The following is a 15,780-nucleotide window of genomic DNA, read 5'->3' as shown; positions in this document are numbered from 1 at the left end:
ACGTGGTCCCATTCTGCCCTGACACCACCCTGGCGGCTCGATGACATCAGAAGGGGTTGACAGTGACGTCACCATGACGTCAGTATTGCGTCATGGAACTTGATCACTACCTCGAGTCGGTCCGCCGTAGCGTGGAGAACGCCACCGCGTTGGCCGACGACCAAACTCGCTCCGTGGCCCAGCGCCTCGGCGCCACGCTGGATGACGCGGGCCGCCTGGCCCTCATCTCAGCCCTGTCCGACGCCGCCGGGGAGATCAGCCGCGAGCTGTCCCCCGGATCGGTCGAGCTCCGGATGGCCGGCGGCCGTCCCGAGTTCGTGGTCACGCCGGCCCCGAGCCAGCTGACCGGAGCCGATGACGACGATCTGGACGACGACAACGACCAGCCGGCCGCGCAGGACGTCGCGCCGGATGCCGACGAGCCGACCGCGCGGATCACGCTGCGGCTGCCTATGTCGGTGAAGAACAAGGTGGACGAGGCCGCCAACGCCGAGGGCATCTCCTCGAACGCGTGGCTGATGCGCACCGTGATGACCGCCCTGACCGGCGGTCGCGGACCCCGGCCGCCCCGGCCACCGCGCGCTCCGCGGGGTGGCTTCTTCGGCCCGGAAGGACCGCTCGGCCCGGAAGGTCCGCTCGGACCCGACGGCGTCTTCGGCAAGGACGGCGTCTTCGGACCCGAGGGACCCTTCGGCCCGGACGGCGTCTTCGGCGAGGGCTCCCGCCGCGGCGAGCGCGGTGAGCGCCGTGACCGCGGCGACCGTCGGGGCGAGCGCGGCGACCGTGGCAACGGACGTGGCCGCGGCGGCCGCGGCCAGCGGGTGACGGGGTGGGCGCAGTGAGCGACCTCATCGGCACCGAACTGACCGACGACATCCAGCGGGTCCGGATCGAGATCGGCGCCGGCCTGGTGGAGATCGTGCCCGCCGACGGCGAGCAGACCACCGCGACCCTCGAGGTGATCAACGGCTCCGCCGAGGACGTCACCTTCAAGGTGACCAACGGTGAACTGGTGGTCGAGCTGACCAAGCAGTTCGCCCGCCGCGGCCCCGAGGTCCGGGTCCACATCGCGACCCCGGCCACCCTGGACGCGCGGATCAAGACCGGCTCGGGCGACATCTCGTCCCGGATGCCGCTGGGCGAGGCCCGGCTGTCGTCCGGCTCGGGTGACATCCGGGTCGAGCAGATCGCGGGCAGCCTGGCAGCGAGCGCCGGCAGCGGCGACATCCGGGTCGGGAGCTCGGTGGGCACGGTCCGGGCCAGCACCGGCTCCGGCTCGATCGACATCGGCGAGGCGAACGACTCGGTCGGCGTGACCACCGGATCCGGTGACGTCCGGATCGGCGACGCGGCCGGCCCGACCACCGTCAAGGTCGGCTCGGGTGACATCACCATCGAGCGGATCCGGGACCACTCGGTCGTCACCTCGGGCTCGGGCGACGTCCGGGTCGAGCTGACCGAGGGCCCGAGCGTCCGGGCGGAGACCGCCCGCGGCGACGTCCAGATCGGCGTACCGGACGGACTGCCGACCTACCTCGACCTGAAGACGGTGACCGGGCAGATCCGGTGCGACCTCGAGCCCGGCGAGAAGCCGGCCGACGGCGAGCCCTCGCTGATGCTGCGGGCCCGCACCGTCTCCGGCGACATCACCGTCGTCCGGGTCTGAACCACCAGCGCATCAGCGGTACCAGCACCACCACATTCGTCAACGGGGACCAACGTGAGGGGAGCAGGACGATGATCACCGAACACCAAGAGGTCGCGCGCTACCAGGTAGAAGAGAAGCTCCGTGCCGCCGAGCTGCGGGCACTGCGCAAGGAGGACCGCGCGACCCGTCGCGCGGCCTCCGCTCCGAGTGGTCCGCGGCACGAGCTCGCGACGGTACTGCGTCGCCTGGCCGACCGGCTCGAGCCCCAGCCGCGGCACCGGCGTACCGGTCTCTCGGTCGTCCGGTGAACACCGTGACCACGCAGGCACTTTGCAGCTTGTTGCAACGTCTGGGGCTTGTGCCGGTGAGGGCCCGCTGACGCTGCTAGTGTCCTCGCCGTCACTCTTGGTCGATCTGGGGAGAGAAAACGATGTTGCGTCCGTTGATCACCGTCACCGCGGCGGTCGTTCTACTGGCCGGCTGCAGCGGCGGTGATGACAAGGTGTCCGACTCGGGTCCGGACGACGGGGGCCGGTCGGCCTCCCCGACGCCGACCGCACCGGAGCTCGCCTCCTTCGACCCGCCCAAGGCCTTCGCCGCGCTGTCGGCGATCGCGGAGCCGAGGACCGAGGACAGCTCCGTCGACACCGCCAGGGCCGGCATGGTCGGCCAGACCTCTCTCTACGCGAACCGCACCGCCATCACCGGCCGCACCTTGGCTGGTTCGAGCTGGCAGGTGCTCGCGAAGGAGGTCCAGACCACCAGGACAACAGACTTCACCGGGCCGATGGCCGTCCAGCTGGACGGCAAGGAGGTCATCGCGACCGCCTACATCCAGGACGTGCAGGGCAGCGGCACCCAGAAGTCCCACGGTCAGATCAACTTCCAGTGGATCGATCCGGCCGAGGGCAAGGTGATCACCTCGATCGCCTTCGACCTCACCCCGGCGCTGGGTCCCGGCAACGGCGGCGGCAGGATCCTCAGCCAGGCCTACGACGCCGCGACCGGACAGGTCGTCATCGCACTCACGGTCTCGTCCCCGGACGGCACTGCGAAGATCGAGGACCTCAGCGTCTACGCCGACCCGAAGGCCAGGAAGGCCACCGCGATCCCGTCGCTCAAGGCCGCCGGAGTGCTCAACGGCGTCGTCATCGCGGCCAAGGGCCAGCAGGGCGAAGGCAAGCGGAGCCTCTCGATCGCCACCGTGGACGGCGCCACCGGCACGGTCAAGAAGGCCACCCCCGTGCCGGGGAAGAACTACCTGTCGGCGCTCGGGACCGGCGGCCGACGCGCCTACCTGCACGGCACCGGATTCGTCGAGGGCGGCCTGGGGCACTTCGTGTCGTCCATCTACTCCGTCGACATCGCCTCCGGCGCGATCGTCGAGACGAAGCGGGCTGAAACCCCCAGCCGCTCCGAGGGCTACACCTGCTTCTCCGACCACGCGACCGCCTTGGTCTGCAACGGCAACGCCAGCCAGGGCAAGGACGAGATCCTGGCGTTCGACGAGACGACCGGCAAGCAGAGCTGGGGCTACACCTCCGAGTCGGCCAACCGCGTGGTCCCCGACGTCACCACGGTCTACAACGGCGCGGTCTACGGCCTGGCCGGCGACCAGCCCGTCGTGATGGACGCCAAGACCGGCCAGGACGTGCCGGTCCCGACGCCAACTCCCAGTGCGACCCCCTCGGATGGCACCACGCCGTCTGAGGGCGGCGACTCCGAGGTCAGCCCGTCGGACGGCAACTCGCCGAGCGACGGACCCACGCTCGGTGGCAAGAACATGGGCGGCTGGGGTGACACGTCGCTGATCTGGGGCAAGCCGCAGTCGCCGCAGATGGTCTCGAAGTACGGCAGCACCTACCTGCTGGACCCGGGCGGCAAGGCGCCGATGGGCACCGAGAAGATCTTCGTGGTGCAGAAGGCGATCGGCTGATCGACAGGCATGACGAGAGGCCCCGGGCGGATCCGCCCGGGGCCTCTCGCCTGTCCGGCTGGTTCAGATGTCGCTGCGGTGGAAGTTCAGGTACGACCGCGACGGCGTCGGGCCGCGCTGCCCCTGGTACCGCGAGCCGTACTTCGCGGAGCCGTACGGGTGCTGCGCGGGCGAGGACAACCGGAAGAAGCAGAGCTGGCCGATCTTCATCCCCGGCCAGAGCTTGATCGGCAGCGTCGCCACGTTCGACAGCTCCAGCGTCACGTGCCCGGAGAAGCCCGGGTCGATGAAGCCGGCGGTGGAGTGGGTCAGCAGGCCGAGCCGGCCGAGCGAGGACTTGCCCTCCAGCCGCGCCGCCACGTCGTCGGGCAGCGTCACCAGCTCGTAGGTGGAGCCGAGCACGAACTCACCGGGATGGAGGATGAAGGGCTCCTCGCCCTCCGGTTCGACCATCCGGGTCAGGTCGGGCTGTTCCTGGGCCGGATCGATGTGCGGGTAGCGATGGTTCTCGAACACCCGGAAGAATCGATCCAGCCGCACGTCAACGCTCGACGGCTGCACCATCGCAGCATCGAACGGGTCCAGCTGGACCCGCTTCGCGTCGAGCTCGGCCAAGATGTCACGGTCGGAGAGCAGCACGAACGCAACTTACCGCAGCGTGCTGCCGCTCCGCCCGCCGTGGGCCGGGCCCGTCACCGCTGATGTCCTGCTCCGGAGCCCTCAGCTCTCCGGAACGCCGTAGCGGCTACGGGCCGTCGGCAACGGCTCAGCCGGCCAGCTTGTTGAACTTCGACACCTGGGTGGCGAACGTCTTCACCTGGGCCGGCGACCAGTCCTTGAGCAGGTCCTCGATCACCTTGTGCCGCTTCTTCCGGGCCGCGGCGAGCTTGCGCTTGCCGTTGGCGGTCAGCGTCAGCAGGGTGGCCCGGGCGTCCGACTTGTCCGCGGTCCGCTTCAGCAGACCTTCTTCCTCCAGGCGAGCGCAGGCCCGGCTGACCGGACCCTTGTCCACCTCGAGTGCCGCGACCAGGTCGGCCATCCGCACCGGTGCGAGTTCCTCGACGTGGTTCAGCAGTGCGTACTGCGCGGGCTCCAGGTCCGGGTGGGCCTCGTCGGACAGCGTCCGCTGCAGACCACGCAGCCGGCGCGCCAGGGTGACGAGTTCCTTCTCCAGATTGTCCAGCGCGTCATTAGTGTCAGTTGCCACCATTCACCCCTTCTTTTCAGTTGCCCCGCAACCATCTTGTCCGGTGCCGGCAAGGACCGCTTCCTCACGTTGCGTCCAAATGTTGCCCCCGGCAACGCGTTCTAATCTGCCAGAAGATGAGCAGCATGCCCAGTCCTCGGCGTGCCTTTGTCGAAAGTTGCCCGCTCACCCCCCGTGCAAACCGCACCGATGACCGGGTATGATCCTCTTCGTTCGCTGCTCCGGCCGGCGCTCGCGGGTGTAGTTCAATGGCAGAACATCAGCTTCCCAAGCTGACAGTGCGAGTTCGATTCTCGTCACCCGCTCCACGTCTGAACATGCCTCTGACCTGCGAAAAGGGCGCCACCTCTGATCCAGAGGTGGCGCCCTTCGCTCATTCAATCTTCGAATCGTGCGATCTCCGTGCGATCAGCCAGCCCCGACCAGCGCTCCTGCAGCGCCGTCGTCCGGGTCCTCCTCGGTCGGCTCCACCGATGGCCGAGCGGCCCGCAGGCGTGCGTCCAGCCCCTCGGCGATCGCTTTGTCGGCCTGGGCGGTCGCGTGCTGGTAGATGATTGCCGCGTTCATGCTGTCGTGCCCCATCCGTGCCATCAGATCCTTGGTGCTGTTGGCCGACGACGCGGCGAGGGTATTGCCGGTATGGCGGAGGTCGTGGAAGTGCATGCCCTCAGCCCCGATTGTTGTGACCGCCTTCTGCCAGTCAACGAGCGGATTGAAGTTGCCACGTCGGATCGCGGCTCCCTTCGGCCCTGTGAAGACGAGCGCATCACGACTCAGCCCGGTGTACCTCTTCATGTGTTCTTCCAACTCCGGGAGGATCGCTGAGGGGATCGAGACCGTTCGGAGACCGGCGCGTGACTTCGGCGGTCCAAGCACCATTCCTTGTCCTCTCACCTCGGTGAATGCCTGCCGGACTCGGACGGTGCCGCGTTGAAAGTCAACGTCTCGACGCTCTAGCGCGGTGACCTCGCCGTACCGCAGGCTCGCGAACGTCGCGACGATGATGAGCATTCGTTGCCGGGCTGGCATCAGGTCGGCCAGGGCGTAGACCTGTTCCAGACTCAGCACCGGCCGCTCGTCAGGCCTCTCTGTTCCAGCCCCCGAGATGCGGCAAGGGTTACGCTTGATGAGCTCGTCATCGACAGCGGTCATCAGGACTGCCCGCATGAGCCGGTAGGCCTTGGCGACCATCGTTGGTGAAACCGGCAAGTGTGCTCTGTCAGAGCACTGGCTGGAACAAGACGGGCGGTGCCTTCCGTCCAGCAGATCCCGCCGCCATTGCCTGATCATCGCCGGGGTGATCTTGACGAGATCGACAATGCCGAACCCCTTCGCTAGATAGCGGCCGTACAGCCACCGGTAGAGATCAGCAGTGCGTGGGCGAAGGTCTCGCTGATTGATCCAGCGCTCGGCGTATGGACCGAACGGCTCTCTGCCGATGTCCGGGTCGGTCCATTCGCCCCGAACGATCTCCGCCTCCTTTACGGTCAACCAATCCCCCGCCTCGGCCCTAGTCAGGTACGTCGTCGGGGCTGTCTGCCGGACGCCTGTGGGGTCGATGTAGCTCGCCTGAAACCTTCCTGAGGGCAGCTTCCGAATCGAGCCGAAACGTCTCATCCCCTTCTTGGCTGCCACTACGCCACCGACTGCATACGACGGGTCACGGTGATGGGCTGAACCGTCTGGGACTGGATGTACTCAGCTATGGCTGATTCTGGAATCCTTACCAGCCGTCCGACCCGGACAAACCGAATTCGGCGCTGAGCGATGAGACGCCGAGGGAAGCGCTCGCCTCCCGTGTCCCAGGTGCCAAGGCGCTGGGCGGCTTCCGCCACGGTGAGCAATCTGTCGGCTGCGGCTGTCGTCGAGTTCATCTCTACTCTCCCTTGATGTGCGAGTGAGTGGCTTCCTGGGACACCTGGGACAGGTCCTCCGTGTGCCTGTCCCAGGTGTTTGCGCTGGTCAAGTAGGGGTCTGGGACGGTGGGACACCTGGGACAGCAGGCCATAGTCCGGGTGTCTCGGTCCGTTCTGGCGGGTAGTAGCGGCCAGCTGGTGTGCGCCGGAGTTGGTCGTCGGCCGCCATACGGGTGCAGGTCTTGCGGACGCTCTCCCGGTCCTCGCCAAGAGCGTCGGAGATCTCTTTCGGGCTAGCGCCCGGGACCTTGCGCAGGTAGGCGAGGACTGCGGCGCGGGTGCCGCTGACGATGTGGTCTAGGGCGGGTCCGGCGAGTAGTTCCCAGGTGCCGTTGTCGGGGTGGAAACGCATTGCGCGTTCGGCTTCGTCTACGTCGCGGCCGGTGATGTGGAGTACGCCGTCGGCTTCGCCGCGCGGCCTCTTCAGGGCCATGATCGTGTCGGCCGCGCCCGCGACTCCGTTCGTTCCGGACAGTTCCGCGGTGAAGTCGTCGGCGGCCATCTTCCGCAGGTGATGCACGAGAATCACCGCGATGCCGTACTGGTCGGCGATGCTCTTTGCCCGGCCCATCGCGGCGTAGTCCGCGTCATACGGGTTCACGCCGGGCGCGCTGTTGCCGCGCATCTTGGCGAACACGTCGATGACGACCAGGCGGGCATCGTGCCGGGTGTCGAGCCAGCCCCGGATCGCATCTGCGCCACCTGCGGGCAAGGTCGGGAACTCGGTCAACAGGGTCAGACCGGCAGGTGCCGGCGCATCGCCAAGGATCTTGCCCATGCGGTTCTGCAGGCGTCGCGGGGTGTCTTCCAGCGCGAGATACAGCACCTGTCCGGGATCGACGTCGACCTCTCCGAGGACGGGTGTCCCAGCCGCAATGCCGAGCGCCAGATTCAGTGCTAGCCACGACTTCCCGGCCTTCGGTGCACCGGCCAGCAGCGACAGCCCTTCAGGGATCAGGCCGGGTACTGCCCAGCGCGGCGGCGCGAACGTCTCAGCCATCAGCCGGTCGGCCGTCCAAGCCTTGGCGAACGGGTCGACCTTGGCCGGGCGCGTGGTGGTCTGCTCCGGTTCTACCTCGAGGGGCGGCGGCCAGTCCGGGTAGATGACGTCAGCCATTTGCAAGGGCTGCCCGTCGTGATCGGGGTACTCGGCCAGGGGCATCAGGCGGCCACCGTCCTCGGTCGCTTGGCCCCGGCCCGCAGACCTGACGTGATGGTCTTGTCGGCTTCCCACGCGGTGTAGGCACCGGCCGCGACCTGGGACACGGCGGCGCCGGTGAGGATGGCGCGGACGTCGAGCTCGGAGAGCGAGCCTCCGGCAACCAACTGGCCGAGCGCGACCGCGGCTTTGTAGAGGTCGAGGTTGCGCTCACCCTCAGCCGCCATCCTGACGCGGTCGGTTTCGGCACGGATCGCGGCGTGCAGGTAGCTCGATCGCCGCATGGCGTCCAGCTGGATCGGCGCCGTGATCGGAGCGGGCGCGGGAGCGGGCTTGAGAACCTCTGCGAGCCATCCCGGTAGCGGCGCCGGGGTGATGTCGTGGGCGGTCCGGTAGCTGCGTCCAGCGGCAGTTGATCCGGCGCCGACGACGTAACCGCCGCAGGCGCGGGTGTCTATCAGCCAGCCGAGCCGAGCCTGTGTATTGCGCAGTTCGGCCCCGGTCGGGGCGGTGAAGTATAGGTGCTCGCCGCCTCGGCCGGTGACGACTGTGTGGGTGTTCCAGGGATAGGCCTGTCCGGCAGCTTCGGTGCGGTCGGCGAGCACGTCCGCGCCACAGGTGATCCCCGGCCGTCGCCATTCCTCGGGCGGGGATTGTCCGGGCTTGGGCTGGTCCAGGTCGACCACAACCAGGCGGGAGGGTCCGCAGGCAATGCCGACCCCGTAGGGTCCGGCCGTCCAGCACCGCTCGATCCGGGCGGGGTCGATGGTGGCCCGGTTCTCCCAGTCCTCGACTGCGGGACGCTTGCCATCGGGGATGAGCGGGAATACGTGCCAGCCGCGTTCGGCGGCCGTCCTGGCGGCGGTCAGCAGGTCGTTCACGTCGGTTCTCCTCGCGAGTGTCGGGGTTGGGTTGGCATGAGTGCGCGCGCCCGGCTCGAACGGGACTGGCTACCGGCTAGCGGTGCGCTGTCGGGCCGTTAGAAGAGGCGCAACTGGTTCAGTCGGTGCTCGGCGGTGTCGAGCCGTTCGGCGGCCTTGCGGTAGGCAGCGGTCTGGTTGGCGCTGTCGAAGCGGCGGAAGTCTTTGAGCGCTGCGCGGTATTCGGCGAGGGCGGCTTTGCGTCGCAGTCGACGGCTGGCTTTCGGGTTGTCCGGCATGGGGATGGCTCCGTTCGCGGGAGATGGCTGGCTAGGCGGCGGTCTGCCAGGTCGGTGCTGTCATGCAGTCGACGCACCGGCCGTCCGAGGTTGGGATGCAGTAGTCGGCGACGGTCTTGCATTGGTGGCAGCGGCGCCGGGCGATCATGGCTTTGTCGAGTGCGTTCAACTGGGCTGGCGACGGGACGCGGGATGGCTTGGCGAGGTCGAGGCGGAGAGCCATGCCCAGCGCTGCCCGTGGCGCCAGACCAGCAACGCGTAGGGTTCTTGCCTGCCCGGACTCAGCCGCAGCGCTCGCAACTGGCGGCGGGTGGCGAGCCCGGATGGTGCCCAGCGGAACCGGAACACCGGTAGGCCGTGGTGGTCCCAGCCGAGGGCTTCGCGGCCGTCCCACAAGGTGATCCAGCGCGACGCGGCCGGGTGCAGGACTGCCCGCGGCTGGTCAGCCAGCGGCGCGGCCGGGCTCATCGTCCGGTCCGTTCGTGGCCACGCAGCCGCATGTAGACGCGGCGCCCGATCCGAACCCGGGCTCCGGTTCCCGCGCAGCGCTTGCAGTCGCGCCAGTGCGCCCGGCCGGGCGAGTGGTGGCGCCCGAGCCCGTCACACTTGCGGCACTTGCCGAACGGGTACGCGGCGCAGGCGAGGAAGTAGCCGACTAGCAGCATTCCGGCGATGACGACCAGGCCGAACGTCGAGCTAGCGCTAGCAGCTATGAGGGGGGTCATGGGTGGCCTCCTGAGGCATGGCGGGGTCTGGCGTTCTGGCGGGCGCTAGAACGCTTGTTCGCAGGTCAGAGCGGGTTTTTGCCGCTAGCGGGGGTGCTAGGTCTAGCGGCCCTTGGTGCTAGCCGTTGTCGTCTTCTGGGCTAGTGCCGGCCGAATCGTTTGGGCTGGTCGATGACGCCGGGCGGGGTGCATCGACAGGCCTCGGCTGGTGCTTGGCGATGGCGCGGTCAAGGTCTCCTCGGGTGATGCCGCGCCGGTTGGCGCCGACTCCTGTCTCTTCGTCCTTGCCCCACACCTGCACGGTCTTGACTCCGTACGGCGCGAGCGCGGCGGCCAGCTGGGCAGGCTCCCAGCCCTTGTATTGATCCGGCCGCAGACCAGCGAGCCGGGTCACGATGATTTCGGACCAGACCTTGTCCTCACCGGCCACCAGCACCGCGGCTACATCGGCGAGCACCGACGCGGCGCGGGTCTCATCGGCGACTTGTTCGCCGATCGCGTGCCCTGTAAGGGTTCCTGCCGCTTCCCGCAGCGCGCGGGCGCGAGTCACGATAGCTTCGGACGCCGGGCCGTCGACGTAGTAGGTCCGCACAACCTGCGGATCGTCAGACGCGCCGGACAGGTAGCCGATGCCCTTGTCCTTCGGCGTAAGCGTCGTGGCGCGCACGCCGTTGCGGTAGGCCGATGTGCCGAGCACCATGTCGTTTTCAAGCTGCCCGGTGACCCGCAGACAGAACCGGATCCCCACGTTCGCGCTGACGCCGGTCGGGAGCGACTTGGCATCCGGGCGCTGGGTGGCCAGCAGCAAGATCACGCCGAGAGCCCTTCCCAGCTTGATGATCGCGGTCGCGAGCTCGGCCGCCTCCGGACCGTGGTCGGGGTGGGTGAACAGGTTCTGGCACTCATCGATAGCCATCACGATCGGCCGCAGACCCTTGTTCCGTTTCGCGAGTTCGGCCGTGACCTTGTTCTCCGGGCAGACATCACGCGGCAGCCGCTTGATGATGTCCGCGCGCTTCCTGACCTCGTCCCGCAGCGCCCGCAACCCCAACAGCGCAGCCTCGGCCGACTCGTCATCGGCGCCGGACGAGTACCGCTCGCAGACCGGTTCCAGCGGACCGAGGTCACCGGTTCCCTTGAGCTCGTACAGCCACAGCTTGACCAGCGGGTCGAGCGCGGCGGCCAGCAGCGGACCGCGCAGCGCGAACGTCTTGCCGGCGCCCGGCATGGCGCCGATGAGGACGTTGTCGTACATGAGCGTGACGGTCGCGGGACGGCCACGCTGGTCCGTGCCGAACGGGATCGGCTTGAACAGGTCAGCCGTGCCCTTCTTCGCCAGCGGCCACGGCGCGGGCTTGGCCTGGGACATGTCCCGGTCCCCGACCCACAACACCAGCCGTCCCGCATGCTGATCGTGCGCCGGTTCCGGCCATACGCACCCGAGCGGGCGGCGGAGTCCCGATGCCACCCGGTCGCGGCGCTCGATGATGTCGACAGCGGTCACGCCGTACGGGAGATCCACGTCGGCCCGGAAACCGGGACCGTCGCGCGTGATCGGCGCCGGGAACGAGATCCCGTTCCCACCCTTCGCGATCGCCTTGTTGATCTCGGCAATGCCCAGCGCGGACAAGGCACGGATGACCATGTCGTCGGTCAGCTTCGGGACCTTGTGGGTGACCACCGCGCGTCCCGTCAGCGGCCGGTCGGCGGGTGCGCCGATCTTGCCCAGCAGCGCGACCAGTCCCGCGACTGTCAGTCCCGGCAGCCACGCCGGTCCCGCGAACATCAGCGCCAGTCCTGTCCCAGCGGCAGCCAGAGTCCCGGTCGCGAATAGCGCCAGCCGCGTGCGCTGCCGCTCCGAACGCAACCGCGCCAGGCGCATGTACTCGGTCGCGTCGGTCACCCGTACCGCCTCGTGCCGCAGCGGTGCTGCCTCGGCATCGGTCAGCCACCGCGCCGTCGCCGCGATCACTCGGCCCGCACCACGCGGAGAGCGGGCCAGCAGGACCCCGCCGTACAGCGGAAGCCGGACGGCGTGGAACGCGGCGTGATGCCCCGCATACGACGCAGCCCACAGGGCGGCGGTCCTCGCCTCGGTCTTGTCCCGCAGCCACACCGGGACCACCGCGCGACGCTGAACGTCGCGCTGCCATGGCGACACATAGTCGGCCAACTCGCCCGGCAGATTCACCGGGACAACCGGCGCGTCATCGTCCACGAGCTCGGCGTCGACAACCTCCCCCTCGGTCCCGGTCGACGGGACCTGAACCACCCTCGGCCCACTCCCGGCCACGGTCTCGCTACCGGTCCCGGTCGGGTCGGTGTCGTCGTCCCGGGACCGGAACAACAGCACCTCTCCCCCGTCCCGTTCCTCGGTCCCGCTCACGGTCTCGCTCGTCGTCCCGGTTACCTCGCTCCGGGCCGTGACGTCGTCATCTCGGTCCCGGCGCCTGTTCAGCCATCCAGCCATTACGCGGCCCTCCCGGTCGCCTCATCCATCACGGTCACGTCGTTGTCGGTCTCGCCGGTTACCTCGGCCGGGCGAGCGGCGGCCTGCCACTCCCGCATCCAGCGGCGCCCGAGACTTCCGTCCACTCCCACCGCCCGGGCAACCTCCGCGCCGGACGGCTCCCGCCCCTCGGCCCGCTCCCGCTCCCACCACTGCCGCGCCTCCGGCTCCCGGCTCGGCCGCGACTTCGCCCCGGACCGCGGCTTGCTCGCTGCCCGCTTCCTCGGCCTCGGCTCGGTCGGAGTCGAGCTCGCCGAGCTCGGCTCGTCCCGCTCCGCCGGACCGCCGAGCTCGGCCGGAGATTCAACGGCTGGGACAGTGACCTCGGTGTCGGCCGGGGCTTGCAGGCGGCGCAGCAGCCGCATCAGCAGTTCGTAGGAGCCGACCAGGGCCAGCGGCGGCCACCCGGCAATCGCGATCTCGGCCGCCCGGGCTACCCAGTCGTGCGCCACGTTCGCGGTCACCGAGACCAGCGACCCGACCACAACCAGAGTCCAGGCCAGCCAGTCAGCCTTGCGCCCGGATCGGGAATCGGCCAGCAAGACGGCAGAGGCAGCGATCAGCAGACCGTCGACCGACAGCGGGAACAGCAACGCCCGCCAGGACGGTTCGCCGTTGGCCGATGCCCAGTCGTGCATGTGCCCGTAAGAGATCGCGGCCGCGATGCCGGCCACACCGGTCACCACCATGACGGTGGCTGCCAGCAACGTTCGGCGTTCCCACACGCTCGGCCCCGTGACCGTCGTGTGCGCCGCGGCTTCGGCGTCGGTGGTCATCAGTTCTCCTTCTCGTCCAGGCGGCCGTTATGCCCCTGTCCGCTGATCGCGGCCTGGGCCTCGGCGAACCGCTCACCCGCGGCGTAGACGTGGCGGGCGGCCTCGATCAGCGCCTCGTTCGCCATCGCGTAACTGATCTCCGGTTCGCGGTTCGCGTCGTAAACGTCGTACAGCGCCAGCGAGCGCAGCAGACCCGCCCCGATCTGGCGGGACAACTGGTCCAGGCGGTAGCCGACCTCGGACAAGCGGCCCAGCAGGTCATAGGCGAGCGGTGCCGGGACGTCCGGGCGGGTGATGTGGTTCAGCGCGCGGATCGCCTCGGAGGCAGCGTCGGCATGCTCGACTGCGGTAGCGGCGTCCATTACGCCTCACTCCGAAGGCGCGCGATCGGCGGGTGAGCCGCCAGCGCGTCGGCCAGCTCGGCGATCGCGTCGGCAACCTCCGGCTTGTCCGCCTCCCAGAACTTGTGCGCCTGGGCGTAGAGCGAGTCCAGCACGTCATCCCACAAGAACCCGTCAAGGTTCGGCAGCAACTCAGGCATTACGCAGCCCTCCGAAAGTCAGTGAGGTGAATCGGGTCATTGGTGTGCCAAGTGCGCATGTGCTCGTCGGCGTCGGCGCTCGCCAGCGGCTGGGACCACGTCCGGCCCGAGAACGGCGCCGGGTCCGGGTCACACAGGCGGCAGCGCCACTTCCAGGCGCCGTCCGCGTCCTGCCAGACACGGCAGAACCGGTCGAGGCGCCAGGTGGCCAGCGCGGTCATGCCGACCACGCCTGAAGCTTCGGGAACAACTCGTTACCCCAGGTGGTGATCTGTTGCACTGCCTCCACGCCGAGCGGCGTCGCAGCCAGGAAGAGGCCGAAGACGACCGAGAACACGACGATGCCTAGGTTCCAGCCGCCCCACTTCACGCCTAGGAACACGAAACCGGCCATCACGATCACGAACGGAACTGTCTGCATCAGTAGTCACTCCCCAGGTAGTGCTTGGTCTGATCCATGCCAGTTTGGTCGGTACCAAGCTGTCTTGGATGGAACCAAACCACAGAAAGTGATCGAGCGCAAGCACTTGGTGCCAACCAAATTTGCTTGGTACCGTCCAACGGGGAGAGAGACAGGAGAGCTACCGGTGAACAGTCCGACGCGATGGGAGAACCTCTACGAGGATCTCCGCAGCCGCCTCGATCGACAGGAACTGAAGGCGGGTGACCGGCTCCCGTCAGAGCGGGAACTCATGGAGCAGACCGGCCTATCTCGCAACACCGTTCGTTCGGCGGTGAGCCGCCTCGAGCACGAGGGATTGATCGAAGATCTCGGCGGCAGCCGCGGGCGCGTAGTCAGTCAGCGCATGCGGATCGCTTTCGACATGTCCAAGTTCGAGCTCGGCGCCTACACCGACGACCCGGCCAACGGCAAAGACCAGTGGCTTACCGGAGTCGAGGCGGCGGGGTGGACCGGTCGGCAGATCGTGGTCGACGTGACCGAGCTACCGGCGCCAGCGCAGGTCGCGGACTTCCTTCAACTCGACGCGCCCGGCACGCCAGCTGTACGCCGTCGACGCCTCCGGCTAGTAAGCCGACCCGAGGAGAACATTCCCGAACGGGTCGCGATGATCGCGGACACGTGGACCCCACCGGACATCGCCTACAAACTCATCGACGGCAGAGCGCCCCTGATGAGCCCGGAAGACACCACCCTCCCAGGCGGCATCTACTACGCCCTGGGCTTCCGGCAGGTTCGGTTCATCGACAACATCGAGGTCCGGATGCCAACGGCCGAAGAGGCCGAACTGATGTCCCTGTCCCCTGGCACCGCAGTCGGCCAGCACGCGCGAATCGGCATAGATGAGACCGGGCGGCGCGTACGCGTCCTAATCCACATCTGGGCCGGTGACCGCCAGGTCATCACCTACGACCTTCCCGTCCCCGAACGGCGCCTGCCAACCAACGGAGATGCTCGGTGACGACCTACCACGTGCGCGCGGCCGGTGAGGAAGACGTAGACGCAGTGGTCGGGCTTCGACGGCATGCGGAGGACTGGCTCAGGTCAGCAGGCATCGAGCAATGGACAAGGAGCGAGTACGGCGCACGAGTCGTCAAGGGCTGGATCGGCGCCGGTAGCACCTTCGTAGTCGAGACCGAGGACAACGAGATCATCGGCAGCCTGTCCCTCGACGCAGGCGACCCCACCTTCTGGACCGAGGAAGAGATGCGGGCACCTGCCCTCTACCTCTACAAATTCATCATCCGATCCGACCACCGAGGCACCGGCTTAGGCGACGTCCTGCTGGACTGGTCCTGCTACCGGACCGAGATGGCAGGCGGACTCTGGCTCCGCCTCGACTGCTGGCGCGACAACTTCGGTCTCCACAAGTACTACCTGGACCGTGGTTTCCAGTACCTCACAACCCGCACCGACCCCGTACGCATGTCCGGCGCCCTCTTCGAAAGGCCGGCCGAACTCCGCCTGGCCAAGAAACCCGCCGCCTACCTCATCGACCACACTCTCGGCGGCATCGAGTTCCCAAACATTCCATCTCTCTGACCTCAGCGGTGTATCCGATGAGTCACTTGCGGTCACTTATCAAAACCGTTCAAGTGGTCGTGGGTTCTCGACCGCTTCGACCAAGCTACGGAGTCCTAAAGTGAGTGCGACCGTCCCTATCCAGCCTGCGAGCCTCAGCGAGGACCAGCGAAAGCACCTGGACTTCATCCACAACACAATTGCACGGATGTCGGGAGCCTCA

General features: G+C 68.0%; 21 protein-coding genes and 1 tRNA gene. 7 read left to right on the top strand and 15 right to left on the bottom strand.

The genetic code is table 11. The annotated features are described in order from the left end of the window. Positions 1-92: 92 nt before the first annotated feature. The 4 genes from EV644_RS45285 to EV644_RS12090 all read left to right on the top strand — a co-directional run bounded on the left by EV644_RS45285 (position 93) and on the right by EV644_RS12090 (position 3,584). Positions 93-842, top strand: coding sequence for a hypothetical protein (locus EV644_RS45285; protein WP_199239757.1), 750 nt, complete (start codon positions 93-95; stop codon positions 840-842). Then, entirely contained in the window at positions 839-1,666 is an 828-nt protein-coding gene (locus tag EV644_RS12100; protein WP_132196998.1) for a DUF4097 family beta strand repeat-containing protein, read from the top strand. Before EV644_RS45285 ends, EV644_RS12100 begins: the two co-directional genes overlap by 4 nt. Positions 1,667-1,737: 71 nt before the next feature. After that, complete coding sequence (locus EV644_RS12095) at positions 1,738-1,956, top strand: hypothetical protein (protein ID WP_132196996.1); 219 nt, start codon at positions 1,738-1,740, stop codon at positions 1,954-1,956. A gap of 122 nt (positions 1,957-2,078) precedes the next feature. After that, the gene (locus tag EV644_RS12090) at positions 2,079-3,584 is read left to right on the top strand and encodes a hypothetical protein (RefSeq protein ID WP_132196994.1); all 1,506 of its coding nucleotides are present in this window, start codon (positions 2,079-2,081) and stop codon (positions 3,582-3,584) included. Between the two features lie 63 nt (positions 3,585-3,647). On the opposite strand, the gene dcd is transcribed toward EV644_RS12090, so the two are convergent. Beyond that, positions 3,648-4,223, bottom strand: a complete 576-nt coding sequence (gene dcd, locus EV644_RS12085; RefSeq protein ID WP_132196992.1) for a dCTP deaminase — start codon at positions 4,221-4,223, stop codon at positions 3,648-3,650. 127 nt (positions 4,224-4,350) lie between these two features. Next, positions 4,351-4,794 (bottom strand): MarR family winged helix-turn-helix transcriptional regulator, encoded by a 444-nt coding sequence (locus tag EV644_RS12080; RefSeq protein ID WP_241999409.1) that lies wholly within the window; start codon positions 4,792-4,794, stop codon positions 4,351-4,353. A 231-nt stretch (positions 4,795-5,025) separates the two neighbouring features. Between EV644_RS12080 and EV644_RS12075 the strand changes: the two genes are divergently transcribed. Next, positions 5,026-5,099: transfer RNA gene (locus tag EV644_RS12075), tRNA-Gly, on the top strand. A 100-nt stretch (positions 5,100-5,199) separates the two neighbouring features. On the opposite strand, the gene EV644_RS12070 is transcribed toward EV644_RS12075, so the two are convergent. From EV644_RS12070 to EV644_RS44475, 13 genes are all read right to left on the bottom strand, one after another. After that, positions 5,200-6,426: a tyrosine-type recombinase/integrase gene (locus EV644_RS12070; protein WP_132197856.1), complete on the bottom strand. Its 1,227-nt coding sequence runs from the start codon at positions 6,424-6,426 to the stop codon at positions 5,200-5,202. Then, on the bottom strand, positions 6,426-6,665 hold the full coding sequence (locus EV644_RS47730) for an excisionase family DNA-binding protein (RefSeq protein ID WP_132197854.1): 240 nt from the start codon (positions 6,663-6,665) through the stop codon (positions 6,426-6,428). Before EV644_RS47730 ends, EV644_RS12070 begins: the two co-directional genes overlap by 1 nt. 88 nt (positions 6,666-6,753) lie before the next feature. Next, positions 6,754-7,824, bottom strand: coding sequence for an AAA family ATPase (locus EV644_RS12060; RefSeq protein ID WP_132333360.1), 1,071 nt, complete (start codon positions 7,822-7,824; stop codon positions 6,754-6,756). Between the two features lie 44 nt (positions 7,825-7,868). Further along, the gene (locus EV644_RS12055; RefSeq protein ID WP_132197698.1) at positions 7,869-8,747 is read right to left on the bottom strand and encodes a bifunctional DNA primase/polymerase; all 879 of its coding nucleotides are present in this window, start codon (positions 8,745-8,747) and stop codon (positions 7,869-7,871) included. Positions 8,748-8,845: 98 nt separating this feature from the next. Beyond that, positions 8,846-9,025 (bottom strand): hypothetical protein, encoded by a 180-nt coding sequence (locus tag EV644_RS12050; protein ID WP_132197696.1) that lies wholly within the window; start codon positions 9,023-9,025, stop codon positions 8,846-8,848. A 165-nt stretch (positions 9,026-9,190) separates the two neighbouring features. Continuing rightward, positions 9,191-9,493 (bottom strand): hypothetical protein, encoded by a 303-nt coding sequence (locus tag EV644_RS12045; protein ID WP_241999455.1) that lies wholly within the window; start codon positions 9,491-9,493, stop codon positions 9,191-9,193. Further along, positions 9,490-9,750, bottom strand: coding sequence for a hypothetical protein (locus tag EV644_RS12040; protein WP_199239756.1), 261 nt, complete (start codon positions 9,748-9,750; stop codon positions 9,490-9,492). The genes EV644_RS12045 and EV644_RS12040 overlap by 4 nt, the downstream gene beginning before the upstream one ends. Positions 9,751-9,868: 118 nt before the next feature. Next, a complete protein-coding gene (locus tag EV644_RS12035; RefSeq protein WP_241999454.1) occupies positions 9,869-12,136 on the bottom strand; it encodes an FtsK/SpoIIIE domain-containing protein in 2,268 nt (755 codons plus the stop codon). Between the two features lie 83 nt (positions 12,137-12,219). Continuing rightward, positions 12,220-13,035 carry a DUF2637 domain-containing protein gene (locus EV644_RS12030; protein ID WP_132197694.1) on the bottom strand — a complete coding sequence of 272 codons (816 nt, stop codon included), beginning with the start codon at positions 13,033-13,035 and terminating at the stop codon, positions 12,220-12,222. After that, the gene (locus EV644_RS12025) at positions 13,035-13,397 is read right to left on the bottom strand and encodes a hypothetical protein (RefSeq protein ID WP_132197692.1); all 363 of its coding nucleotides are present in this window, start codon (positions 13,395-13,397) and stop codon (positions 13,035-13,037) included. The genes EV644_RS12030 and EV644_RS12025 overlap by 1 nt, the downstream gene beginning before the upstream one ends. Then, on the bottom strand, positions 13,397-13,576 hold the full coding sequence (locus tag EV644_RS12020) for a hypothetical protein (RefSeq protein WP_132197690.1): 180 nt from the start codon (positions 13,574-13,576) through the stop codon (positions 13,397-13,399). Before EV644_RS12020 ends, EV644_RS12025 begins: the two co-directional genes overlap by 1 nt. After that, positions 13,576-13,806: a hypothetical protein gene (locus tag EV644_RS12015; protein ID WP_132197688.1), complete on the bottom strand. Its 231-nt coding sequence runs from the start codon at positions 13,804-13,806 to the stop codon at positions 13,576-13,578. Before EV644_RS12015 ends, EV644_RS12020 begins: the two co-directional genes overlap by 1 nt. After that, positions 13,794-13,997 (bottom strand): hypothetical protein, encoded by a 204-nt coding sequence (locus EV644_RS44475; RefSeq protein WP_132197686.1) that lies wholly within the window; start codon positions 13,995-13,997, stop codon positions 13,794-13,796. The genes EV644_RS12015 and EV644_RS44475 overlap by 13 nt, the downstream gene beginning before the upstream one ends. Positions 13,998-14,085: 88 nt before the next feature. Between EV644_RS44475 and EV644_RS12010 the strand changes: the two genes are divergently transcribed. Next, a complete protein-coding gene (locus EV644_RS12010) occupies positions 14,086-14,997 on the top strand; it encodes a GntR family transcriptional regulator (protein WP_158292789.1) in 912 nt (303 codons plus the stop codon). After that, positions 14,994-15,578 carry a GNAT family N-acetyltransferase gene (locus EV644_RS12005; RefSeq protein ID WP_132197682.1) on the top strand — a complete coding sequence of 195 codons (585 nt, stop codon included), beginning with the start codon at positions 14,994-14,996 and terminating at the stop codon, positions 15,576-15,578. The genes EV644_RS12010 and EV644_RS12005 overlap by 4 nt, the downstream gene beginning before the upstream one ends. Positions 15,579-15,780: the final 202 nt, after the last annotated feature.

It is taken from the genome of Kribbella orskensis (assembly GCF_004342085.1).
GTDB classification, from domain to species: Bacteria; Actinomycetota; Actinomycetes; order Propionibacteriales; family Kribbellaceae; genus Kribbella; species Kribbella orskensis.
The sequence above is the reverse complement of the archived record's forward strand: the minus strand, read 5'-3'. Positions and strand labels throughout refer to the sequence as shown.